The organism is Burkholderia pyrrocinia, assembly GCF_018417535.1.
In the GTDB taxonomy this organism is placed as follows: Bacteria; Pseudomonadota; Gammaproteobacteria; order Burkholderiales; family Burkholderiaceae; genus Burkholderia; species Burkholderia pyrrocinia_E.
In genome coordinates this window covers 1581801-1605663 of the sequence record NZ_CP070977.1, presented here as the reverse complement: position 1 = coordinate 1605663, position 23863 = coordinate 1581801, and the positions used below count along the sequence as shown (strand labels likewise).

Sequence of the window (23863 nt, the reverse complement as noted above, 5' to 3'; positions counted from 1 at the left end):
GGTCGCGAATGTCCTTACTCGATCGACTCTCGTTCGGCGTCGGCCGCAAGCTGCCGATGATCCTGCAGACGGAAGCCGCGGAATGCGGGCTGGCCTGCCTCGCGATGGTGACCGGCTATCACGGCCATCACGTCGACCTCGCGGCGCTGCGCGGGCAATTCCCGGTATCGCTGAAAGGGGCGGGGCTCGGCCGCGTGATCGAGGTCGCACAGCGCCTGTCGCTCGGCACGCGCGCGGTGAAACTCGACATGGAGCAGCTCGGCCAGCTTCGCACGCCGTGCCTGCTGCACTGGAACTTCAACCACTTCGTCGTGCTGAAGGAAGTGAACGGCAAGACCGCGACGATCCACGATCCGTCGCACGGCGTCCGGAAGCTGTCGCTTTCCGACGTGTCGCGCGCGTTCACCGGCGTCGCGCTCGAGCTGTGGCCGACGGCCGCATTCGCGCCGCGTGCCGCCCGTCCGGCCGTCAAGCTGCGCGACCTGCTCGGCCCGGTCTCGGGACTGTCGCGCTCGTTCGGCCAGATCCTGGCGCTCGCGATCGCGCTCGAGATCTTCATGCTGGTGCAGCCGTTTTTCCTGCAGTGGGTGATCGACGAAGTGATCGTCGGCGCGGATCGCGATCTGCTGACGGTGCTGGCACTCGGCTTCGGCCTGTTGCTGCTGATGCAGCAGGCAACCGGCACGATCCGCGCGTGGGCGCTGATGTACGTCGGGGTCACGCTGAACATCCAGTGGCGCGCGAACGTCTTCACGCATCTGCTGAGCCTGCCGGTGCGTTACTACGAGCGGCGTCACCTCGGCGACGTGGTGTCGCGGTTCGGCTCGATCGACACGATCCAGCAGACCCTGACGACGTCGTTCCTGAGCGCAGTGATCGACGGCATGATGACGATCGTCACGCTCGCGATGATGCTCGTCTACAGCCGCGTGCTCGGGCTCGTCGCGCTGGCGACGATGGCGCTGTACGCACTCGTCCGGTGGCTGTGGTACGCGCCGTTGCGCCGCGCGACCGAGGACCAGATCGTGCACGCGGCGAAGCAGCAGAGCCACTTCCTCGAAACCGTGCGCGGGGTGAAGACGATCAAGCTGTTCAACCGGCAGGCGGAGCGGCGCGCGAGCTGGATCACGCTGCTGGTCGAGCAGGTCAACGCCGGGCTGCACGTGCAGAAGCTGCAGATCTTCTATCAGCAGCTCAACGGCCTGCTGTTCGGCGTCGAGAACCTGCTGATCATCTGGTTCGGCGCGCGGATGGTGATGGACGGCCAGTTCACGGTCGGCGTGCTGATGGCGTTCAACGCGTACAAGGGACAGTTCGACAGCCGCGTCGGCAGCCTGATCGACAAGTACTTCGAGGTCAGGATGCTGCAGCTTCAGGGCGAACGGCTGGCCGACATCGTGTTCGCCGAAGCCGAGCCGGACGCCAGCCTGCGCAGCGTGCCGGGCGAGGCGGACGCACTCGACGCGAGCATCGACATCGACGGCCTGTCGTTCCGCTACGCGGACGGCGAGCCGCTGGTGCTGGACGGCGTGAGCGCGAAGATCGCGGCGGGCGAATCGGTCGCGATCGTGGGGCCGTCGGGCTGCGGCAAGACGACGCTGATCAGCGTGCTGCTCGGCATTCACGAACCGACGGGCGGCACCGTGCGGATCGGCGGGCTCGACGTCAACCGGCTCGGTATCGAGCGGCTGCGCGGGCTGGTCGGCACGGTGCTGCAGGACGACGTGCTGTTCGCCGGCTCGATCGCGGACAACATCAGCTTCTTCGATCCCGACGTCGATCCGCGCTGGGTCGCCGAATGCGCGCGGATCGCCGCCGTTCACGACGACATCGCCGCGATGCCGATGGGCTACAACACGCTGGTCGGCGACATGGGCACCGTGCTGTCCGGCGGGCAGAAGCAGCGCGTGCTGCTCGCGCGCGCGCTGTACAAGCGGCCGAGCATTCTCGTGCTCGACGAGGCGACGAGCCATCTCGACCTGCAGCGCGAGATGCAGGTCAACGCGGCGGTGACGCAACTCGCGATGACGCGGCTCATCGTCGCGCATCGTCCGGAGACGATCGCGTCGGCGCAGCGCGTGATCATGCTGCAGGGCGGCAAGGTCGTGCTCGACCAGTCGACCGCGGCGATGCGCGCGGCACGGGCGGCGGCGCAACCGGTGGCACCGGCGGCACCGGCACCGGCAGCGGCACCGGCAGCGGCAGCGGCACCGGCAGCGGCACCGGCAGCGGCCGCGCCGCACGAATCGGCGCCGCATGCGGCCGCTTCGGCCACGCCGGTCGCCGGGCGATGACGCGCCGACTCGCGATCATGCTGACCGCCGCGGCACTGACGGCGTCGGCGCCGCTTGCGCGCGCACAGATGCTCGATATCTATTCGACGCGCAGCGAGGTTCCGGCGACGCCGTCCGCCGCGATGGCGTCGGCCACTTCCTGCGACGGCGCGCGCATCGGCGATCGCCCGCTCGCGCTCGAGGACGCGATCCTGCTCGCGATCTGTTCGCATCCGCGCCTGAGCCGCACGTGGTCGGACGCACGTGCGGCGGCGGCCGAGGTCGGCGTGTCGAAGGCCGCGTACTGGCCGACGCTGAACGCGACGGCGGGCGTCGAGCGCGACAACCTGACGACGGGATACAGCGGCGGATTTTCGCAGGATCAGCGCAGCACCAGCCGCTACGGCATGCTGAACCTGAGCTGGGTGCTGTTCGATTTCGGCAAGCGCGGTGCGACGCTCGACCGCGCGCGCGCATTGCTGCGCGCGGCCAACGCGGCGCACGACGATGCGTTGCAGGGCGTGTTCTACGACGCCGCGCAAGCCTATTACGCGCTGCGCGACGCGCGGGCGGCGCTCGATGCGGCGCGCGCGGTCGAGCACGCGGCGCAGGAAAGCCTCGCCGAAGCCACCGCGCGGCACGACGGCGGCGCGGGCATGCTGGGCGACGCGCTGCAGGCGCAGACCACCTATCGCAAGGCCTTGCTCGAGCGCGTGAGCGCGGAAGGCGATCTGCAGACCGCGCTCGGTACGCTCGCGACGACGCTGGGCGTCGACCCCGACACGCCGCTGCGCGTCGCCGATGCGGAGCCGTCGCCCGACCGCGACGATTTCACGCGCGGTGTCACCGACCTGATCGCGGAAGCGAAGCGCCATCACCCGAAGCTGGTTGCCGCGCGCGAGAAGCTCGAAGCCGCGCGCGACGAAGTCCGCGTGGTGCGTGCGCAGTCGCGGCCGACGATTTCGCTGACGGGCAGCGTTGCACGCAACAACCCGTCGTATCAGCAGCAGGCGTCGTTTCTCCAGTTGCAGAGCAGTCACAGCAATTCGATCGGCATCCAGGTCTCGATTCCGCTGTTCGAGGGTTTCGCGTCGGGCTACCGCGTCGCCGAAGCGCAGGCGCAGGCCGACGCGCAGGACGCGGACGTGCGCAGCACGGAGCTGCAGGTGTCGCTGGACGTGTGGAAGAGCTACCAGAGCCTGCAGACCGACACCGCGAACCTGGACAACTCGCAGCATCTGCTCGACACGGCGCTGCATTCACTGGACATCGCGCGCGGTCGTTACAAGGCCGGCGTCGGCACGTTCACCGAACTGCTGAACGCGCAGTCGGCACTCGCGGACGCGCGCCGGCAGCGGGTGCTGGCGGTGTCGAAATGGCGGACTGCGCGACTGAAGCTGGCCGAGAGCCTCGGGAGATTGGGATTATGGAACGACGCGGGTTGAATGGCGCGGGGCCGCGCCCCGGGGAAATGCGCGGGTGCGCGTTCCTGTTCCCGGGGCAGGGCGCGTTCTATGCGGGCGCGCTGCAGCAGCTCGGCCGCGAGCACGCGAGCGTACGGCAGGTGCTCGACACGATCGACGCGGTCGCGGCCGCGCGGCTCGGCCGTCCGCTGACCGGCGCGCTGTGGCGGGACGGCGCGGACCCCGATACGTGGCTGCGCGACGCGCCCGATCTGCTCCAGCTCGGGATTTACGGCGCGTCCGTGGGCCTGTTCGGCGTGCTGCGCGCGCGCGGCGTCGTGCCCGACGTGCTGATCGGGCACAGCTTCGGCGAGATCGCGGCGCTCGTGTGCGGCGGCGCGTATTCGGTCGAGCAGGGCGCGCAGATCGTCTGCGACCGGATCGCGTCGCTGCAGGAGGCCGCGCCGGCGGACGGATTGATGGCCGCGATCGCGGCCGATGCCGATGCGGCGCGCGAGCTGATCGACGCCAGCGCGCTCACGCATGCGGTGCGCAACGTGTGCGTCGCGGTCGAGAACCATGCGTCGCAGACCGTCGTGTCCGGCCCGCGCGACGCGCTGGAGCGGTTCGTCGCGGCCTGCGCCGAGCGCGGCGTGAGTGCGCAGCGGCTGCGCTCGCCGTACGGCTTCCACCATCCCGAACTCGCCGGCGCGCGCGAGCGGTTCGCGGCGCGCCTGGCCGCCTATCCGCACGCCGCGCTGACGATCCCCGTCCACTCGCCGATCCTCGGCCGCCGCTACAGCGGCGCCGACGATCCCGGCGCTCGCCTCGCCTCGCACTTCGTGTTGCCGGTGCGCTTCGCCGACACGATTCGCACCGCGTGCGCGGACGGCATCGGGCGCTACGTGGAATGCGGCGCACTGAATGCGCTCGCGCGGATCGTCGTGCGCATCGCGGGGCCCGGCACGGTCAGGACGTTCGGCGGCCCGTCGAACGTCGCAGAGGAATCCAGCGTCGTTACGACGATCACCCGTTACTTCGAGGAGAACCGAATCATGAAAGACGATATCCGTATCGGCAACGCCAGCCCGGGCTTCGACGCGTTCTGGAACGCGCGCGGACCGCTCATCGTCGACTGGCTGAAGAGCGAACTGCGTCAGGCGTTCGACGCCGCGAACGCGGTACCGCCAGCGACCGCGCCCGTGGCCGAGCGTGCGCCGGCGATCGCACTGGTGGCGACGTCGACGGCGGCGCCGGCACGTGCACCGGAGCCGGCGGTGCCGCGCGCGCAACCCGTGCCGGAAGCCGCGAAGCCCGCACGCGTGCCGCGCGAGCGGTTGTTCACGGAGCTCGTCGATATCTATGCGCAAGCGATGGAGTACCCGACCGAGGTGTTTTCGGAATCGATCGAGCTCGAAGCCGAACTGGGCATCGATTCGGTCAAGCAGACCGAAATCATCCAGCGCATCACCGCGCGTTACGGCCTGCCGCCGCTGCCGGCGAATTTCCGCAGCGGCGATTTCAAGGCGATGGGGCAGATCGTCGACTTCGTCTACGAGAACCAGGGACAAGCGACGGTTTGACCGGCCGTTGGCCGGTAGCTAAGTCGGCAGGGGGGGCTCCTGCCCGGTAATGACCAGTTCTTGACAGGCAGGCGAATCATGTCGAATTCCAGCATGCGCGGCAAGCTCGTCCTCGTGACGGGCGGCGCGAAGAACGTGGGCAAGGCGATCTGCAGGCGTTTCGCCGAGCAGGGCGCGCACGTGATTCTCAATTTCTTCCATTCCCTGGACGCGTCGAAGCAGACGGCCGACGAACTGCGCGCGCTCGGCGCGAGCGTCGACGTGATCCGCGCGTCGGTCGCGCAACGGGGGCAGGTCGACCGGATGTTCGACGAGATCGAGCAGCGCTACGGCAGGCTCGACGTGCTCGTCAACAATGCGGCATCCGGCGCGCTGCTCGGCGTCGACGAGATCGGCGCCGAGCATTTCGACCGCGCGCTCGACACGAACCTGAAGGGCGCGTTCTGGTGCGCGCGCCGCGCCGCGGCGCTGATGGCACGCTCGGGCGGCGGCGCGATCGTCAACGTGTCGTCGGTCGGCGCGACGCTCGTGCCGGCCAACTATCTCGTCGTCGGCACCGCGAAGGCGGCGCTCGAATCGCTCACGCGCTATCTCGCGGTCGAATACGCGAGGCACGACATTCGCGTGAACGGCGCGTCGTCGACGCTGATCGACGGCGACGTCGCCGCGCAGTTTCCCGATCCGGAGAACACCAAGCGCTCGAGCATCGCGGCGACGCCGCTGAAGCGGCTCGCGCGCGCGGAGGATCTCGCGGACGTCGTGCTGTTCCTCGCGTCCGACGCGGCGCGCTGGGTCACCGGGCAGGTGGTCGTCGCGGACGGCGGCCTGTCGCTGTGCAGCGAGGGCTTGTCGCCGCGCGCGCAATGGGCGGCGCCGGATGCGGCGGCCGGCAGCGCGACGGATCCGTCGCGCGAGGATGCCGTCGTGCGCGACGACGCGGCATCGGCGCCGCCCGCGGCGCCTGCTTCGTCCGCGCCGCGCTCGGCCGAGCCGGGCGAAGACCTGCCGGACAGCGACGACATCGCCGTCGTCGGCATGGGGCTCGCGCTGCCCGGCGCCAGCGATCCGCAGGCGTTCTGGCGCGCGTTGCTGGACGGCCCCGAGCTGTTCGGCAACGTGCCGCCTGACCGTTGGGACTACCGATCGTTCTATTCGCCCGATCCGTCGGCCGAGGACAAGAGCTACCAGTCGCGCTCGGTGTTCATCGAGCGGTTCGAACCGTGGCCGACGGTGCGCGCGGAACTCGACGCGGGCACCGCGCCGGCCGAGCTGACGACGCTGTGGCTGCGCCACGCGCTGTGCCAGTCGCTCGACGGCGTGACGCTGCGCGACGCCGATCGTGTCGCGTTTCTCGTCGGCTACACGGCGGACGGCAGCCAGCACCTGGAAGAAGGGATGGTGCTGGCGGCCGCGCGGGCGCGGCTGAACGCGGTGCTCGACGAAGCCGGGATCGGCGAGCACGAGCGCGTGCGGCGCGTGGCGGCGATCGACGCGGTGCTGAGCGCGCGTTACGCGCGCGGCGCGGGCGACCTCGCATCGTTCTTCCCGCATCGCGTCGGCCTCGATGCGATGAAGGGCGTGCTGCCGGACGGCGCGGAATTCATGATGGTCGACACGGCCTGCTCGTCGTCGCTGTACTCGATCGATCTCGGGATCAAGGCGCTGCTGCTCGGCAAGCAGGATGTCGTCGCATGCGGCGGCGCGTTCGCGCTGGCGCCGCGCGGCTCGGTCCTGTTCTCGAAGCTGCACGGGCTGTCGCGCAGCGGCGAGGTCCGTCCGCTCGACCGCGACTGCGACGGCGTGCTGTTCGCGGACGGCGCGGGCGTCGTGATCCTGAAGCGGCTGGCGCGCGCACGCGCGGACGGCGACCGCATCCTCGGCGTGCTGAAATCGTTCGGCTCGTCGTCCGACGGCAAGGGCAAGGCGATCTACGCGCCGAACTCGGCCGGGCAGGGCATCGCGATCCATCGCGCGTATGCGCAGACGGCGACCGGGCCGGCCGATGTCGACTGGGTCGTCGCGCACGCCACGGGCACGCCGGCCGGCGATCTCGCCGAATTCCAGAGCCTGCGCGAGGCGATCCGGCGCGACCGTCCGGTGCACGTGACGTCGAACAAGTCGCTGGTCGGGCATACGGGCTGGGCGGCCGGCGTGGTGTCGGTGATCCAGGTGCTGCTCGGGCTGCAGCACCGGGTGATTCCGCCGCAGCATCGCTTCAGCGAGCCGCCGCTGGAATTCGGGATCGACGGCACGAACCTGCGCATTCCGGTCGCGCCGGTGCCGTGGCCGGCACGGCCGGACGCGCCGCGCGTCGCGGCGGTGTCGGGCTTCGGCTTCGGCGGCACCAACGGCCACCTGATCGTGTCGGAATACCGTGCGGACCTGCGGCCCGGCGGCGCGAGCGGCCGGTTCCGCCGCGAGCCGCTCGCGATCGTCGGCTGGTCCGCCAAGTTTCCCGGGCTCGACGGCGACGCGGCCGTGGCCGCGTGGTTGCGCGGCGCCGGCCGCGCGCCGGACGCGAGTTTCGGCATTCGTTATCCGCTGCCGAGCTTCGAGCGCGTGAAGATGCCGCCCGCGGTATTGCGCGCGCTCGACCGCTGCCAGCTGATGGCGCTCGACGCCGCGCACGACCTGCGCGAGCGCCTCGGCGCGTTCTGGCGCGAGCACGCGGACACGATCGGGCTCGTGATGGGCCACATGGGGCCGACGCGCAACGCGGCGCTCTATGCGAGCCGCTGCTATCTCGACGACATCGCGACCGCGGTGCTCGGCGCGACGCCGCCGCATGAGCGCGCGGCGACCGAGGTGCTGCTGGACGGCCTGCGCGACGCGACGAAGCAGCTGGTCGCGCCGACGACCGAGAATTCGTTTCCGGGGATGATGCCGAACGTGATCCCGGCGCGCGTCGCGAACTACCACGACCTGCACGGGATGAACATGACGGTCGACGCGGGGCATGCGTCGACGCTCGCCGCGTTCGAGGTGGCCGGGCGCTTCCTGTGCAGCGGCGAACTCGACATGGCGATCGTCGGCGGCATCAACGGCAATGCGGCGGACGAAGTGCAGCCGGCGTTCCGGCTGCCGCTCGCGGAAGGCATCGTGCTGTTCGCCGTGACCACCGTGCGGCGCGCGCAGGCGGCCGGGCTGCCGGTGCTCGCGGTGGTCGGCGGCGGCGATGCGCGCGTGGCGGCCAAGCCGGTCGCGCCGCGCGATGCGGCCGGCCGCGCGATCACGTACGCGGGCGCCGATGCCGCGATCGACGTGCTGCGCGCGCTGGTCGCGCAAACGCCGGCCGCGACGTTCGCGCGCGACAGCGGCGGCGATCGTCCGCGTTATGCGCTGCATGTCGCGTGCACGCAGGCAGCGGTGCGATCCGGTGCGGATGGGGTGCCTGCGCCGCAACGCGACGCGGAGCACACGCGTCCTGCTCGCCAGGTCGCCGCACCGGCTTCGACACCGGCGCCGACACCGGTCGCCGCGTCGATCGAAGCCGCTTCGCCCGCACCCGTTTCGCCCGGCACGCTGTTGCCGGGCGCGTTGCGCCGGACCGAAATCGCGGCGGACGGCGAACCGCTCGGCGTGGCGCGCTACCGGATCGAATGGCTGGACGCGCCGTGGCGGCCCGGCGGCCGGCCGGCGCCGTTCCTCGCGCCGCGCTGCGTCGTGGTGACCGACATCCCGGACACGCTGGCCGCGCAGGCCGACTTGGGGCCGGACTGCGTGGTGCTGTCGACGCGGCCGCTGGCCGCGCCGAGACCGGGCTGGCACTGGATCGAGCAGCCCGACGAAACGGCGCTCGACTGGCTGCCCGACGACATCGGCCACGTGCGCGTGCTGACGTCGCTGGAGGCCGGCGCGCTCGCGGCGGGTGCCACGGCGCCCGCCACGCCCGCACGGCTTGCGCTGCACGATCTGGCGTTCGTCGCGCTCAAGCGTTGCCACGGCGCGCTGAAGCAAGACGGGACGTTCATCGCGCTGCTGCTCGACGCGCTTGCAGGCGGCACGCCGCATCCGGATGCGGGGCTGTTCACGGGGCTCGTGAAGGCGTTCGCGATCGAGATGCCGGAAGCGCGCTCGATCGCGGTGCTGAGCGACGCGCGCACGCTCGCCGACGCGCTGCCGCAGGCCGAACGCGAAAGCGCCGCGCAGCACTGGCTGCCGGTCGTCGCGCTCGGCGCGGGCCGCCGCCGCACGCCGCGCGTGGTGCGCGACGCCGGCGCGCTGCGCGTGGACGAGCGGCTGGCGCTGGGCCAGGAGGCGGTCGTCGTCGCGGTCGGCGGCGCGCGCGGGATCACCGCCGAACTGATGAAGGCGCTGGCCGCGCACGTGCGGCCGGCGCTGTACCTGGTCGGCAGCAGCGCGCTAGATGCGGTCGACGCGGAGCTCGTCGCGCTCGACGACGAAGCGTTCGCGAAAAGTCGCCCCGACTACATTCGCGAGCAAAAGGCGCTGCATCCGGAGCTGCCGCTGCCGGCGATCATTCGCGCGTTCGAGCGGCGCGCCGAGGCGCGCGCGGCGTGCCGCAACATCGACGCGATGAAGGCGTTCTGCGGCCCGCATCGCGTGACCTACGTGCAGGCCGACGTGCTCGACGCCGACAGTGTGCGCGCGGCCGTCGATGCGATTCTTGCGCGCGAGGGCCGCGTCGATCTGCTGGTCAACGCGGCGGGCCTGAACCGGTCGGCGTCGGTGCTCGTGAAGTCGCTCGACGACTTCGTCGCGGTGCGCGACATCAAGGTGCGCGGCTACTGGAACCTGCGCAGCGCATTCGGTGCGCGTCAGCCTCGCCTGTGGTGCAACTTCGGCTCGTTCATCGGCCTCACCGGGCAGGCGGGAGAAACCGATTACGCGTCGGGCAACGATTTCCTCAACACGCAGGCGTCGTATCACCGGGCGGCGCTCGGCCACGACGAATTCACGATCGGCTGGACGCTGTGGCGTTCGGTCGGGCTCGGGGCGAATCCGGTCACGCGTGCATTCCTCGAGAAGAGCGGGTTGTTCACCAGCATGCGCACGGCGGAGGGCGTGCACCATTTCATGCGCGAACTCGGCCTCGGCGAGCGGGCCGCGATGTCGGTGCACCTGGGCGACGCCGAACGACGGGCGATCGAGCGGCATCTGCCCGGCTATTTCGACGTCGCTGTCGACGTGCCGGTTTCGACGCATGCCGCGCCGGCCGACACCGCGCCGCGCGCCGCCGATTTCTACCTTGGCGCCGAAATCGCGCGTACGCCCGACAGCGTGACGTTCGAACGCGTGTTCGACCTCGAGCGGGATGCGTATCTGTCCCATCACGTCGTCAACGGCTTTCCGACGCTGCCGGGCACCTTCGTGCCCGAAGTCGCGGCCGAAGCGGCGTTGCGGCTCGTGCCGGGGCTCAAGGTCGTCGGCTTCGCGGACGCGGCGTTCCTGCACTTCCTGCGCGTCTACGACGCGAAGCGCCCGAGTGCGAAACGTATCCATGCGCAGCGCGTGGCGCGGGAGCACGACGCCGTGCTCGTGCGCGTGCGCATTTCCGGCGACGTGCTCGCACCGGGCGGGCAAGTCCTCGTGCGCGACAAGCCGCACTTCGAGATCACCGTGCGCCTGGCCGACGCGTACGCACCGGCGCCGGTGTGGAGCGAACCGCCGGGCGGCACGTTCGTGCCCGTCGCCGATCCGTACCATGTCGACGCGGCACCGGTGCGGCTGACGGGCATGTTCGTGTCGACGACCGACACGGGCATGACCGACGCCGGCAAGCAGGCCCGCTTCCGGCTGAACGTGCGCGGCGACGATCCGGTGTTCTCGCGGTTCGTGGTGCCGAGCATCCTGCTCGACGGGCTCGCGCGCGTGGCCGCACTCGACCATGTCGCCGGCGACTACATTCCGCTCGCGGCGCCGATGTCGATCGGGCGCATCGATCTCTACGAGGCGGGCAACGATTGCGAGCTGTCGCGTCGCCATGAATCGATCGCGCTGCGCGTGACGCCGCGCGAGTTCGCGCTCGAAGGGCCGCACAGCAGCGGCAACCGGTTCGTCGCCGTGTGTCCGGACGGGCGAATCCTGATGCAGATGCGCGACGTGACCGGCGTCGTGATCGGCTACGTGCATCGCGTGACGGGCGCGTTCGCCGCGCGCGGCGAGATCGATGCGCAACTGGCCGCGCGCACGCCGGACGAGCAGGTGTCCGCATGAGCGCGAAGCGACTCGCGCCCGGGCCGCGCGGCAGCGTCGTGATGGGCAATCTCGCGGAGTACAAGCGCAACCCGATCACGATGCTGCTGAGGCTCCAGCAGCAGTATGGCGACATCGCGCGCAATCGCCTCGGCCCGTTCCTCACGCACGCGCTCGCGCATCCGGACGGCATCCAGCACGTGCTGCAGGAAAACCACCGCAACTATGTGCGCGGGCGCTTCTACGACAACTTCAAGATGTTCTTCGGCGACGGGCTGCTCACGACCGACGGCGAGTTCTGGAAGCGTCACCGGCGCGTGGTGCAGCCGCTGTTTCACCGCAAGCAGGTGGAGATGCACGCGGCCGCGGTCGGCGACGCGGCGCTCGCGCTGGTCGAGCGCTGGCGCGCGCGGCCGGCGCCGGCGCCGTTCGACGTCGTCGAGGAGATGATGCGCGTGAGCCTGCGGATGCTCGGGCTGATGCTGTTCAATGCGGACATCTCGCGGCACGCGGACGACGTCGGGCCGGCGGTGCGCTTCGGCATCGAGGCGATGATGCCGCAGGGCAACCTGAACGATTTCGTGCCGCGCTGGATGCCGACGCCGTTCAATCGCCGGATTGCGCGCGCGCGCCGCGGGATCGACACGATCGTCGACGCGATCGTCGCCGAGCATCGCGCGGGCCGCTGCGAAACGAGCGACGTGATCTCGCTGCTGCTCGCCGCGCGCGACCCCGACACGGGCGCGCCGCTGACCGAGCGCGAAGTGCACGACGAGGTGATGACCGTGTTCCTGGCCGGCCACGAGACGACCGGCAGCGGGATGGCGTGGGGGCTGTACGCGCTCGCGCAGCATCCCGACGTGCTGCGCCGGCTGCGCGACGAACTCGACGCGGTGCTCGGCGGCCGCGCGCCCGGTGCCGCCGACATCGAGCGCCTGCCGTATCTGGTGCAGACCGTCGACGAGATCCTGCGGGTCTATCCGCCGATCTGGGGTTTCACGCGCGATCTCGTCGGCGACGACGAGATCGGCGGGTATCACATTCCGGCCGGCTCGTCGGTGTTCATGTCGCCGTACGTCACGCACCGGCATCCGGATCTGTGGGCCAATCCGGACGCGTTCGATCCGGAGAACTTCGCATCGCATGCGCCGGCGCGTCACAAGTACGCGTATTTTCCGTTCGGCGGCGGGATGCGCAAATGCATCGGCTACCAGACCGCGCTGCTGCAGATGCGCGTGCTGATCGCGGTCGTCGCGCAGCACGTCGACCTGAGTGCGGTGCCCGGTCATCCGCTCGACACGGGACCGACGATCTCGCTGCGCCCGCGCGACGGCATCCGGTTGATCGCGAAGCCGCGCGCGAAAGAGCGGGTGCCCGGCCGGCCGCGGGCGGAGGCGCCGTCGCCCCCGACACCGGCCGCCGGCTGTCCGTTCAGCGGTGCGCATGTGAAGGCGCCAGCATCGGCATCGTCGTTTGCGTCAGCGCCGGCAGCAACATCCGCGACCGTTCCGGCATCGGCATCGGCATCGGCATCGGCATCGACATCGACATCGGCGACCGACACCGAGCGCCCGACACACGAGGCGCCGGCACCCGCGGCGCATCGTGCCGCCGGCCCCGCGCTCGCGCCGGGCGTGCTCGCGTTCCTGCAGCGCGGCGCGCATGCGCGTGACGCGGCACCGGACGGCGACGAAGTTCCGACACGCCGGTTCACGTGGCGGCCGGTCGAGATCGAGCCGCTGCCCGACGCGCCCGCGGCTGCGCTGAGCGGCAAGCGGATCGCGGTGGTCAACGGCCGCGGCGGCACGGTCGAGCGCGTGGTGGCCGCGCTGACGCGCGCGTGCGCGAAAGCGAGCGTGTTCTCGCCACCGGAAGGCGGCGACCACGCGGCGGCCGCGAGTGCGTTCGTCCGGCAGTCGGGACCGTTCGACGGGATCGTCGACCTCGGCCTCGAAGTCCCGTTCTCGCTCGACGCACACGACCGGTGGGAGGCGCCGCTGCGCCGCACGGTCGCGCTGCTGCAGGCGTGCTACGACGACTGGTCGCGGGAGGCATCGACGTCGCGCCTGTTCTATCTCGCGGCGACCTGGATGGACGGCCTGATGGGCTATGGCGACGAGGCGCCCGTGCAGCCGCTCGGCGGATTGTGGGCCGGGCTCGCGAAGACGCTGCCGCAGGAACTGCCGAACTGCAACGTGCGTGTGCTCGATATCGCGCCCGACGAAACGGGCCGCGTCGACCAGTTGATCGCGCGCGAACTCTATCGCTGGGGACGTTTCGAGGTCGGCCATCGCGGCGGCCGCCGCTACACGCTCGACGCGACGCACGGTGCGCTGCCCGACGGTGCGGCGCCCGACTGGGGGCCCGACGACGTCGTGCTGTTTTCGGGCGGCGCGCGCGGCATCGGTTTCCTGGCCGCGTGCGAGATCGCGAAACGCCGCGGCTGTACGGTCGTCGTCACGGGGCGCGAGCCGCTGCCCGCCGGCGACGAGCCGTGGCTCGCGCTCGACGAGGCCGGCTTCAAGCGCTACGGGGCCGACCAGCTCCGGCAGGCAACGCCGGAACGGCCGCCGAAGGCGATCCGGCGCGCGCTGCGGCAACTCGAACGGCGCCGCGATGCGTACGCGTCGCTCGACGCGGCGACGGCGCTCGGGCTGCCGGTGTACTACCGCGTGTGCGACGTGACCGACGCGGCCGCCGTGCGCGCGCTGTGCGATGAATTCGGCGACCGGCTGCGCGGCGTGATCCACAACGCCGGCGTCGACCAGCCGATCCGGCTGCCGGGCAAGACGGCGGACGAATTCATCGGTACCGCGCGGGTGAAGGTCGTCGGTTTCGCGAACCTGTACGCGGCCGTGCGCGACCGCCCGGGCGTCACGGGCTTTTTCAACGTCGGCTCGCTGACGGGCCGCTGGGGCGGGATGACGGGCGAGACCGACTACGCGGCCGCGAACGAGGCGCTCGCGCGGCTCGGCCTGTGGGCTCGGCACGACACCGGCGGCCGCGTCGTGAAGACGCTCGTGTGGCCGACCTGGGACGGCGTCGGGATGATCACCAACCTCGCGGTCACGCGGCGCTACGTGACGCCGATGCGCATCGACGACGGCGTGCGGCACTGGCTCGCGGAACTCGCGGACGCCCGCAGCGGGGAGGTGATGTACATGGGCGCGGTCGGCCGCGCGCTGACGCCGATCCAGATCCGCGGCTTCGGCCCGGTCGACGGCCTGCCGAACCTGCAGGAGCTGGCGACGCGGCTGCATCACGCGGGCGAGCCCCGGCGTTTCCAGCCGTTCGCGCATTTCTCGACGCGCTACCGCGTCGCGGGCGCGCCGGGTGTGCGCGCGTTCCGGTTCGACGGCCGCGTGGCCGTTCCCGCGTCGCTGCTGCTCGAGCATGCGCGCGTCGCGGCTGACTGGGTCGCGCCGCCGGACGGCGAACCCGCGTACCTGCACGCGATCGACGACGTGACGATCCGGCTCGATGCGCTGTCCGGCGCGCTCGACGCGCGCGGCGACCTGACAGTCGATACCGACGTCGCGGGCCGGACCGCGGACGACGGCTGGCGTGTCGGCGTGCGCTGCCGATCGGCCGCCGGCGCGGCCCTGCTCGATGCGACGTTCGTCTATCGGAGCCGACCACCGGTCGGCGCGACCGTCACGCTGCCGCTCGACGAGTACGGCCCGTCGTCGCAGCAGGCGACGCTCGCGAGCTGGTGCGACGACCTGCTGCCGCCCGTCCGCTGGTATGGCCTGTTCGCGCAGGCGCGGGCCGCCGAGCCGGCCGCACTGTGGCGCGTGCCCGGCGCGGCCGGCAGCACGCCGTGCCCGGCGCTCTGGCTGCCGGTCAACCATCTGGAGAACGTGCTGCGCGCGCTGCTCGGCGCGTGGCCGTCCGGCACCGACGCGCCGCGCGCGTGGCGGATCGGCCGCATCGCGTTCGGCGCGCCGTGCGCGGACCGCGCCGAGTTGCTGCTGCGCTATCCGGACGACCGCTTCGCCATCGCCGATCGCGGCGGCGCGCTGATTGCCGACGTGCGGGACACGACGCTCGTCGGCACGACCGAGACGCAGGCCGGGACGCAGACCGAGGCTGCGCCGGCCCATTGAACGGAATGAGGAGATTCACCATGACGGAGCGGGACTACGGCAAGCGCTACTGCATCGTCGGCGCGGGCGCGGCGGGCATCACCGCGGCCAAGAACCTGCAGGCGCTCGGGATCGGCGTCGACGTGATCGAGCGCGAGGACGACGTCGGCGGCAACTGGTACTACGGTCGCCCGAGCGGCGCGGTTTACCGGTCGATCCACATGATCAGCTCGAAGCGGTTTTCCGAGTACACCGACTTTCCGATGCCGGACGACTATCCGGTCTACGCGCGCGGCGACCAGGCGCTCGCGTACCTGCGCGCGTATGCGCGGCGCTTCGGCGTGTACGAGCGGATCGAGTTCGGCCGCTCGGTGCTCGAGATCGCGCCGGTGCCCGGCAGCACGCAGTGGCGCGTCGAGCTCGATCGCGGCGAAGTGCGGCGCTATCGCGGCGTGATCGTCTGCAACGGCCATCTGTCGCATCCGCAACTGCCGGACTATCCCGGCCGTTTCGACGGGCTGCAGCTTCATTCGTCGCAATACCGCACGCCGGAGATCTTCGGCGGCAAGCGCGTGCTCGTCGTCGGGGCCGGCAACTCCGGCTGCGACATCGCGGTCGAGGCGTCCCATCATGCGCGCGCGGTGTTCCACAGCACGCGCCGCGGGTACTACTACTGGCCGAAATTCCTGTTCGGGATGCCGGCGGACCAGTGGGCGGAATGGCCGCTGCGGCTGCGCATGCCGCTGTGGGCGCGGCGCTTGTTCGGCGAGCGGCTGCTGCGCCTGACGACGGCCGGGCAGCCGGAGGACTACGGGCTGCGCAAGCCCGACCACAAGCTGTTCGAATCGCATTTCATCATCAACTCGACGTTGTTCTATCACCTCGGTCACGGCGATCTTGCCGCGCGGCCGGACGTGCGGGAGCTGAAGGGCGACCGTGTCGCGTTCGTCGACGGCAGCGAGGAGCCGGTCGACGTCATCGTGTACGCGACCGGCTACCAACCGGGCTTCCCGTTCATCGACCAGGCGCATCTGCCGTGGCGCAAGCAGCAGCCGAAGCTGTATCTGAACATGTTCGACGCGCAGCATCCCGACCTGTTCTTCATCGGCCTGTTCCAGACGTCGACCGGCAACTGGCCGTTGATGGACTATCAGGCGCAACTGCTCGCGCGCTACCTGCACGCGCGGGACGTCGCGCCGCGCAAGGCCGCGCGGCTCGACCGGCTGATCCGGCGCGGCCGCTCGGACTGGAACGGCGGCATCGCGTTCCACCGGACGCCGCGGCACGCGATCGAGGTCGAGCACTTCGCGTACCGGCTGCAGCTCAAGCGGCTGATCGGCGCGCTGCCGGGCGCGCCGGCAGGCGCAGGCGCAGCGCGTCGGGCGGCGGGCGCGGCGCACGCGGGAGGCGCATCGTGAGCCTCGTGACCGTCGACCGCCTGTCGAAGACCTACCTGCTCGACAGCGTCCGCGTGACCGGTCTCGCCGACGTGTCGGTGACGCTCGACGCCGGACGCTTCACCGTGCTGAGCGGCCCGTCGGGCAGCGGCAAGACGACGCTGCTCAACATGATCGGCTGCATTGACCGGCCCGACAGCGGGCGCGTGACGATTGCCGGCCACGACACGGCATCCATGACCGACGATGCGCTGTCGGACTTTCGCGCGCGCCACGTCGGCCACGTGTTCCAGACCTTCAACCTGCTGCCGGTGCTGTCCGCGTACGAGAACGTCGAATACCCGCTGCTGATGGCGGGCTGGGCGACCCCGCGGCGCGCGGCGCGGGTGCGCGACCTGCTCGACGCGGTCGGGCTCGGCGACAAGGCGCGGCACCGGCCGAGCCAGTTGTCGGGCGGGCAGCGCCAGCGCGTCGCGATCGCGCGGGCGCTGGCGGCGGAGCCCGCGATGGTCCTCGCGGACGAACCGACCGCGAACCTCGACAGCACCACCGGCCACGCGATCATCGAACTGATGCGCACGATCCAGCGCGAGCGCGACGTGTCGTTCATCGTGTCGTCGCACGATCCGCAGGTGGTGCGCGTCGCCGACGAAGTCGTGCGGATTCTCGACGGCCGCATCGTCGCCCATGAGCAGCACGGCGGCGCGGCCGCGACGGAGACCTGCCGATGACCCATACGCTGATGCTCGCGCTGCGCAACCTGCAGCGCAACCGGCGGCGCTCGCTGACCACGCTGCTCGCGATGATCGTCGGCGTGAGCGCGATCCTGCTGTTCGGCGGCTTCAGCCGCGACATCACGCTCGGCCTGCAGACCGATTTCGTGCAGCGCAGCGGCCATCTGCAGATCCAGCGGCGCGGCTACTTCCTGTACGGCACCGGAGATCCGGCCGCCTACGGCATCCGCGGCTATCGGGCACTGATCGACACGTTGCGGCGCGATCCGCAGCTCGCGCCGCTGCTCGCCGTCGTCACGCCGACACTGCAGTTCGGCGGGATCGCCGGCAATTTCGATGCGGGCGTGTCGCGTACCGTGATGGGGATCGGCACGATCCCCGACGACCAGTACCGGATGCAGCAATGGAACGCGTACGGGTTTCCGCTCCAGCCGCGCGAATTCGCGTTGCGCGGCACGGCAGACGACGCGGCGGTGGTCGGGAACGGCGTCGCGCGCGTGCTGCATCTGTGCGAGCCGCTGCATGTGCCGGATTGCCACGACGCGCCGCCCGCGCCATCCGATCCGGTCCCGGCGGCGGCGGCGGCGGCGGCGGGCGCGGCCGCGAACGCGCCCGCCGACGTGATGGCGCTCGCGCAGGACGAAGCGGGCAGCCGGCCGGCCGCCGGCGGCGCGACCCACATCGAGGTGCTGGCCGCGAGCACGGGCGGTGCGCCGAACGTCGGCCGCTTTTCGGTCGTGAAGGCCGAACAGCAGGGCGTGAAGGAATTCGACGACGTGTATCTGGCGGTGCGCCTGCCGTACGCGCAGCGGCTCGTGTACGGCGGCGGCGAGCCGCGGGCGACGGCCATCGAGATCCAGCTCCGGAGCACGGCCGATCTGCCGGCGGCGCGTGCGCGCATCGAGCAGTTGCTGCGCGGCGGTTTCGACGGGCAGACGCTCGACGTCGTCGATTTCGCGACGCTCAATCCGTTCTACGACCAGACCAACCGGATGTTCTCCGTGATCTTCGGGTTCGTGTTCGTGCTGATCAGCGCGATCGTGCTGTTCGTGATCAGCAACACGATGAGCACCGCGATCATCGAGCGCACCGTCGAGATCGGCACGCTGCGCGCGATGGGCATGCGGCGCGGCGGCATCCAGGCGCTGTTCGTCTGCGAGGGGGCGCTGCTCGGCGTGGCCGGCGCGTCGCTCGGCGTGCTGGTCGCGCTCGCGATTGCCGCGGCGCTCAATCACAGCGGGCTGGCGTGGACGCCGCCCGCGCGGATCGACGCCGTCGCGCTGACGGTGCGCGTGTGGGGCGAGTGGCGCTCCATCGCCGTCACCTTCACCGGCCTCGCGTGCGTCGCCGGCCTGTCCGCCTGGCTGCCGTCGCGTCACGCGGCACGGCTGTCGATCGTCGACGCGCTGCGGCATGCGTGAAGTCATCGGGTCCATTTCACTTCAGGGAGAGCGTTCGTGCGTCGCCTGTTCGTTTCATGCTGTCTGAGTCTTTCGTTCCTGTCCGGTGCCGCGCACGCGCAGCCGGCGCCCGATCCGCAGAAGCTGCTTGCGGCCAGCGACGCGATCCGCGCGCCGGAAAAGTCCTTCGTGCTGACGGCGACGCTGATCGAGTACCGGTCAGGCAAGCAGGTCGACGGCAACACGCTGTCGATCTATTCGAAACCGGACGCGCCGGGCGGCGCGTTCCGCACGCTGGTGCGGTTCATCGCGCCGGCCCGCGACACGGGCAAGCTGATGCTGAAGAACGGCAACGACCTGTGGTTCTACGATCCGGCGAACCAGGCGAGCGTGCGAATCTCGCCGGACCAGCGGCTGCTCGGCCAGGCGGCGAACGGCGACGTTGTGACCGTCAATCTCGCGCACGACTACACGGCCGAGATGAAGGGCGCGGAGGACATCGCCGACGGCGACCGGCAGACACGCCGCGCGTACCGGCTGGCGCTGACCGGCCACGGCGAGGGGCTGACCTACCGGCGCATCGAGATCTGGATCGACGCGGCGAACAGCCGGCCGCTGAAGGCGCGTTTCTATGCGGAAAGCGACCGCCTGCTGAAGACCGCGTTCTATCGCCGCTACACGATGCAGCTCGGCGTCGAGCGGCCGACCGAGACCGTGATCATCGACGGGCTCGACAGCAACTGGGTGACGGTCATGCGCTTTTCCGACTACGCGTGGCGCGACATTCCCGACGCATGGCTGCAGCGCGACTACCTGTCCCGCTTCCAGGCGCAATGACGGGGCGCGGCCGTTGCGTACTGGCCGCGCTCGCGCTTGCGTTGCTTCCGGCGTTCGCGCGTGCGGCGGAGGCGGGCGGCGTGAGCGCGGCCGATGCCGCCGATGCCGCCGACGCGGCGGCGCTCGATCTCGCCGACCAGTCGGCCGCGACGCCGGCCGCGGCCGCGAAGCCGTGGAAGCTCGACGTGCAGGACGCGGTGCGCGTGAGCCGCTATCGCGGCGGCGACAGCGGCAATAGCGACGATAGCGGGCGCAACCAGTTGTCGATCGAGTTCGAATACGGGCAGTGGCTGACACCGTCGTTCGCCGCGCACTTCTCGATGCGCTTCGACCGCTTCGATCCGCTGTTCACGTCGAGCACGTCCGCGCGCAACGTGACGCTCGTGAAGGAAGCGTACGCGAGCTGGCGCGCGACGCCCGCGTTCGTCGTCGACGCGGGGCGCGTGAACGAGCGGATCGGCGCGGCCATCGGCTACAACCCGACCGACTTCTTTCGCGCGGGCGCGGTGAGCCTCGACGTGCCGCCCGATCCGGACAGCCGGCATACGAACCGGCTCGGCACCGTCGGGCTGCGCGCGCAGCAGGTGTGGGCGTCGGGTTCGCTCACGCTGCTGCTGTCGCCGCGCCTCGCCGCCCGCAGCGTGCCGGGCGACCCGAACGCGTCGTCCGACCTGCAGCGCACCAACGGCGTCGATCGCTGGATGGTCGTCGGAAGCCAGCGGCTGAGCGCGGCGATCCAGCCGCAATGGGTCGCGTACGGTGAAAGCGGGCAGGCGCCGCAGTTCGGCCAGAACCTGAGCGTGCTGCTCGGCAACTCGGTCGTCGCGTATCTGGAATGGACCGGAGGCTACCGGCCGTCGCTGATCGCGCGCGCGGCCGGCAGCCAGGCCGATCGCGCGTTCCGGGCCAGCTCGTCGGTCGGCGGGACCTGGACGCTGCCCGTCGACCTGTCGTTGACGGCGGAATTCCAGAGCAACGGCGGTGGCGCGACCGCGTCCCGCTGGCGCTCGCTGCAGCGCGTGGACCCGTATGCGTGGGGCGACGCGGTGCGGACGTCGGTGGCCGCACAGGAACTGCAGACGCGGCACGGGCTGTTCCTGATGGCCGCATGGCGTAATGTCGGCGTGCGTCGCCTCGACCTGACGGGGTTCATGCAGGCCGATCTCGGCGGTGGCCGGCAGTACTGGGTCGAATTGCGGCGGCGCTTCGACTGGTTCGACATCGCGCTGCAGTGGTCGCGGCAGACCGGGCCGTCGTGGAGCCGCTTCGGCGCGATGCCGGAGTCGACCGGCGTGCAGGTGCTGGGCATCTTTTATCGATGACTGAAGGAGAGAACGAATGAGCAAACGCGCGCTTCAAGCGGCCACGGCCGTGCTCGCGCTGGTTCCGACGATTACCGGCGTGCTCGGCATGATGGGCCTCCACGATCCGCTCTATGCGTCGCTCGGCATCGCGTTGCCGGGCGACGCGACGCTCGACGGCAACCTGCGCTTCTATGCGGGCGTGTGGTTCGGTCTCGGTCTCGCGGCGTTTTCGGTGATCCCCGGGATCGAGCGCCACGGGCGGCTGTTCGCGACGCTGTGGATGATGATCTTCATCGGCGGCATCGGGCGGCTGATTTCGCTCGCGGCGCTCGGGCTGCCGTGGCCGCCGTTCGTTGGCTTCACGGTGCTCGAGGTCGTCGGCGCGCCGCTGTTCGTCGCGTGGCAGCGGCGGGTCGCGGCGCGAGAGGGGTGGGGCGGACAGCATGCGTGACGCCCGTGCGCGCCACGCGATATTCACGAAGGAGACTCCGATGTCGATCACGTCAACTGTATTGCGCGCGGCGGCTGCGCTGCGCCGTCTGATCCTGCCGCGTGCCGGCGTCGTCGCGCGCGTCGCGCTGCTGGCGTGCGCGGGCCTGTTCGCGCCGCATGCGAGCGCGCAGACGGCGGCGAGCGCGGCCGTCGACAACTACGCGGCCACGCGCTACCCGATCATCCTCGTTCACGGCCTGACCGGAACCGACGACTATTTCGGCATCCTGCCGTACTGGTACGGCATGCAGGCCGATCTCGAACAGCACGGCGCGACGGTCTATGTCGCCGACTTGTCCGGTTTCCAGGGCGACCTCGGGCCGAACGGCCGCGGCGAGCAGTTGCTCGCATACGTGAAGCAGGTGCTGGCGGTGACCGGCGCGGCGAAGGTGAACCTGATCGGGCACAGTCAGGGCGGGCTGACCTCGCGTTACGTGGCGTCCGTCGCGCCCGCGCTCGTCGCGTCGGTGACGACGATCGCGACGCCGCACCGCGGGTCGCAGTTCGCCGATTTCGTGCTAGGCGCGCTGAAGCTGGACCCGACCGGGCTGTCGACGCCGGTGTTCGGCGCGCTGCTGAATATTTTCGGCATCCTGACCAGCAGTTCGCACAACACGAACCAGGACGCGATCGCCGCGCTCGACGCGCTCAGTACCCCTTACGCGGCGCGGTTCAACCAGCTCTTTCCGAGCCCGGGCCTCGGGCCGGCCGGCACCTGCCGCGGCGGCGCGCCGTCCGAATCGATCGGCGGCAACACGCACCTGCTGTATTCGTGGAGCGGGTCCGCTTACCAGCCGGTGTCGCTGCTCGGCATCGTGACCGGCGCCGTCGATACGAGCGTGATTCCGGTGATCGATCCCGCGAACGTGCTGGACCCGTCGACGCTCGTGTTCCTGACGGCCGGCAACATCATGGCGCTGGCCGGCGCGGGGCCGAACGACGGCTTCACGTCGACCTGCAGCTCGCTGTTCGGCACGGTGATCTCGACGGCCTACCGGTGGAATCATTTCGACGCGATCAACCAGTTGCTCGGTATCCGCGGCGCGTATGCGGCGGATCCGGTCGCGGCGCTTCGCGTGCAGGCGAACCGGCTGAAGCTGCAGGGAGTTTGAGCGATGACGATCCGGGGAACGCTCGCGCGTGGCGCGTGGTATGGCGGCATCGGCGTGGTCGCGGTCGCGGCCGTGTGGCACGCGCTTGGCCGGTCGGAGCCGCCGGCCGCGCCCGCGCCGACGCGGGTTGCCGGCATCGTCCCGGCGCGCGAGGCGCCGCCGGCCGCCGCCGCGGCGTCCGGCACGGCCCTGCCGGCCCCGCTGGCCGGCACGCACGCGCCGCGCCTGCCGGTCGATGCGCAAGGCCATCTCGTGAAGCGGCGCGCGGTGCGGGATTTCTTCGACTACTTCCTGCTCGCGCAGAACGACGTGAGCGCCGCCGCGCTGGACGCGCTCGTCGCCCGCGAGATCGCCGCGCAACTGGACGGCACCATCGCGCAGCGGGAAGCGCTCGATGTGTGGCAGCGCTATTGCGCGTATCTCGCGGCGCTCGCACGGCTGCCGGACGGCGACGCGACTTCCGGCAGCCGCTTCGATGCGGGCGCGATAGCGGCCGCGCTCGACCGGCGCGACACGCTGGCGAGCCGTATGCTCGGCGTATGGACAGGGCCGTTCTTCGGCGCCGAACAGCAGCGGCAACGCGACGTTCTCGAGCGGCTCCTGATCGTGCGCGATCCGACGCTGACCGACGCGCAAAAGCGCGAGCGGCTTGCCGCGCTCGAGCAATCGCTGCCGCCCGACCTGCGCGACGAGGGCGCGCGGCTGAGGCGGCAGCGCGACGCGGTCGCGACGGTTGCCCGGCTCGAACGGTCGGGCGACGCGTCGGGGGCGCTGCACGCGCAGGCCGCCGCGGCGCTCGGTCCCGACGTGGCGACGCGGGTCGTCCGGATGCGGCAGGACGACGACGCGTGGCAGGCGCGCTATCGCGACTACGCCGCGGAACGCGACCGGATCGATGCGCAGCGGCTCGCGCCGGACGCGCGCGCCGCGCAGGTCGCGCAAGCGAGGCAACGGTATTTCGCGGACCCGGCCGATGCTTCGAGGGCGGCGGCGCTGGATGCGGGCGCCGGACTCTGACGAGCGACCGGTCTCGCCGGGCCGGCCGTGTGCTTCCCGTTTCTACCGCGTCGTTCGCGCTCCGTTGTGT

General features: G+C 71.0%; 13 protein-coding genes. All 13 read left to right on the top strand.

The window, feature by feature from the left end; genetic code table 11:
- The first annotated feature begins 8 nt into the window (after positions 1-8).
- The 13 genes from JYG32_RS07470 (at position 9) to JYG32_RS07410 (ending at position 23793) form a co-directional block, all read left to right on the top strand.
- Complete coding sequence (locus JYG32_RS07470) at positions 9-2294, top strand: peptidase domain-containing ABC transporter (protein WP_213265163.1); 2286 nt, start codon at positions 9-11, stop codon at positions 2292-2294.
- Positions 2291-3718, top strand: a complete 1428-nt coding sequence (locus tag JYG32_RS07465) for a TolC family protein (protein ID WP_433960844.1) — start codon at positions 2291-2293, stop codon at positions 3716-3718. Before JYG32_RS07470 ends, JYG32_RS07465 begins: the two co-directional genes overlap by 4 nt.
- 26 nt (positions 3719-3744) lie before the next feature.
- Positions 3745-5259 carry an acyltransferase domain-containing protein gene (locus JYG32_RS07460; protein ID WP_213265398.1) on the top strand — a complete coding sequence of 505 codons (1515 nt, stop codon included), beginning with the start codon at positions 3745-3747 and terminating at the stop codon, positions 5257-5259.
- A 78-nt stretch (positions 5260-5337) separates the two neighbouring features.
- Complete coding sequence (locus JYG32_RS07455; protein ID WP_213265162.1) at positions 5338-11436, top strand: SDR family oxidoreductase; 6099 nt, start codon at positions 5338-5340, stop codon at positions 11434-11436.
- On the top strand, positions 11433-15521 hold the full coding sequence (locus JYG32_RS07450; RefSeq protein WP_213265161.1) for a cytochrome P450: 4089 nt from the start codon (positions 11433-11435) through the stop codon (positions 15519-15521). The genes JYG32_RS07455 and JYG32_RS07450 overlap by 4 nt, the downstream gene beginning before the upstream one ends.
- A gap of 20 nt (positions 15522-15541) precedes the next feature.
- The gene (locus tag JYG32_RS07445) at positions 15542-16918 is read left to right on the top strand and encodes a flavin-containing monooxygenase (RefSeq protein ID WP_213265160.1); all 1377 of its coding nucleotides are present in this window, start codon (positions 15542-15544) and stop codon (positions 16916-16918) included.
- Positions 16915-17628 carry an ABC transporter ATP-binding protein gene (locus tag JYG32_RS07440; protein WP_213265159.1) on the top strand — a complete coding sequence of 238 codons (714 nt, stop codon included), beginning with the start codon at positions 16915-16917 and terminating at the stop codon, positions 17626-17628. Before JYG32_RS07445 ends, JYG32_RS07440 begins: the two co-directional genes overlap by 4 nt.
- On the top strand, positions 17625-19052 hold the full coding sequence (locus JYG32_RS07435) for an ABC transporter permease (RefSeq protein ID WP_213265158.1): 1428 nt from the start codon (positions 17625-17627) through the stop codon (positions 19050-19052). Before JYG32_RS07440 ends, JYG32_RS07435 begins: the two co-directional genes overlap by 4 nt.
- Before the next feature lie 36 nt (positions 19053-19088).
- Positions 19089-19868 carry an outer membrane lipoprotein-sorting protein gene (locus tag JYG32_RS07430; protein ID WP_174383982.1) on the top strand — a complete coding sequence of 260 codons (780 nt, stop codon included), beginning with the start codon at positions 19089-19091 and terminating at the stop codon, positions 19866-19868.
- Complete coding sequence (locus JYG32_RS07425; RefSeq protein WP_213265157.1) at positions 19865-21190, top strand: hypothetical protein; 1326 nt, start codon at positions 19865-19867, stop codon at positions 21188-21190. Before JYG32_RS07430 ends, JYG32_RS07425 begins: the two co-directional genes overlap by 4 nt.
- A 16-nt stretch (positions 21191-21206) precedes the next feature.
- Positions 21207-21623 carry a DUF4345 domain-containing protein gene (locus JYG32_RS07420; protein ID WP_213265156.1) on the top strand — a complete coding sequence of 139 codons (417 nt, stop codon included), beginning with the start codon at positions 21207-21209 and terminating at the stop codon, positions 21621-21623.
- 40 nt (positions 21624-21663) lie between these two features.
- Entirely contained in the window at positions 21664-22776 is a 1113-nt protein-coding gene (locus JYG32_RS07415) for an esterase/lipase family protein (protein WP_213265155.1), read from the top strand.
- 3 nt (positions 22777-22779) lie between these two features.
- On the top strand, positions 22780-23793 hold the full coding sequence (locus JYG32_RS07410; protein WP_213265154.1) for a lipase secretion chaperone: 1014 nt from the start codon (positions 22780-22782) through the stop codon (positions 23791-23793).
- The last annotated feature ends 70 nt before the right edge of the window (positions 23794-23863 follow it).

Excerpts from the sequence above, each read along its gene's own strand:
- JYG32_RS07425 (WP_213265157.1), top strand. The coding sequence starts at position 19,865 with ATGACGGGGCGCGGCCGTTGCGTACTGGCCGCGCTCGCGCTTGCGTTG.
- JYG32_RS07450 (WP_213265161.1), top strand. The coding sequence starts at position 11,433 with ATGAGCGCGAAGCGACTCGCGCCCGGGCCGCGCGGCAGCGTCGTGATG.
- JYG32_RS07470 (WP_213265163.1), top strand. The coding sequence starts at position 9 with ATGTCCTTACTCGATCGACTCTCGTTCGGCGTCGGCCGCAAGCTGCCG.
- JYG32_RS07420 (WP_213265156.1), top strand. The coding sequence starts at position 21,207 with ATGAGCAAACGCGCGCTTCAAGCGGCCACGGCCGTGCTCGCGCTGGTT.
- JYG32_RS07415 (WP_213265155.1), top strand. The coding sequence starts at position 21,664 with ATGTCGATCACGTCAACTGTATTGCGCGCGGCGGCTGCGCTGCGCCGT.
- JYG32_RS07410 (WP_213265154.1), top strand. The coding sequence starts at position 22,780 with ATGACGATCCGGGGAACGCTCGCGCGTGGCGCGTGGTATGGCGGCATC.
- JYG32_RS07465 (WP_433960844.1), top strand. The coding sequence starts at position 2,291 with ATGACGCGCCGACTCGCGATCATGCTGACCGCCGCGGCACTGACGGCG.
- JYG32_RS07455 (WP_213265162.1), top strand. The coding sequence starts at position 5,338 with ATGTCGAATTCCAGCATGCGCGGCAAGCTCGTCCTCGTGACGGGCGGC.
- JYG32_RS07460 (WP_213265398.1), top strand. The coding sequence starts at position 3,745 with ATGCGCGGGTGCGCGTTCCTGTTCCCGGGGCAGGGCGCGTTCTATGCG.
- JYG32_RS07445 (WP_213265160.1), top strand. The coding sequence starts at position 15,542 with ATGACGGAGCGGGACTACGGCAAGCGCTACTGCATCGTCGGCGCGGGC.
- JYG32_RS07435 (WP_213265158.1), top strand. The coding sequence starts at position 17,625 with ATGACCCATACGCTGATGCTCGCGCTGCGCAACCTGCAGCGCAACCGG.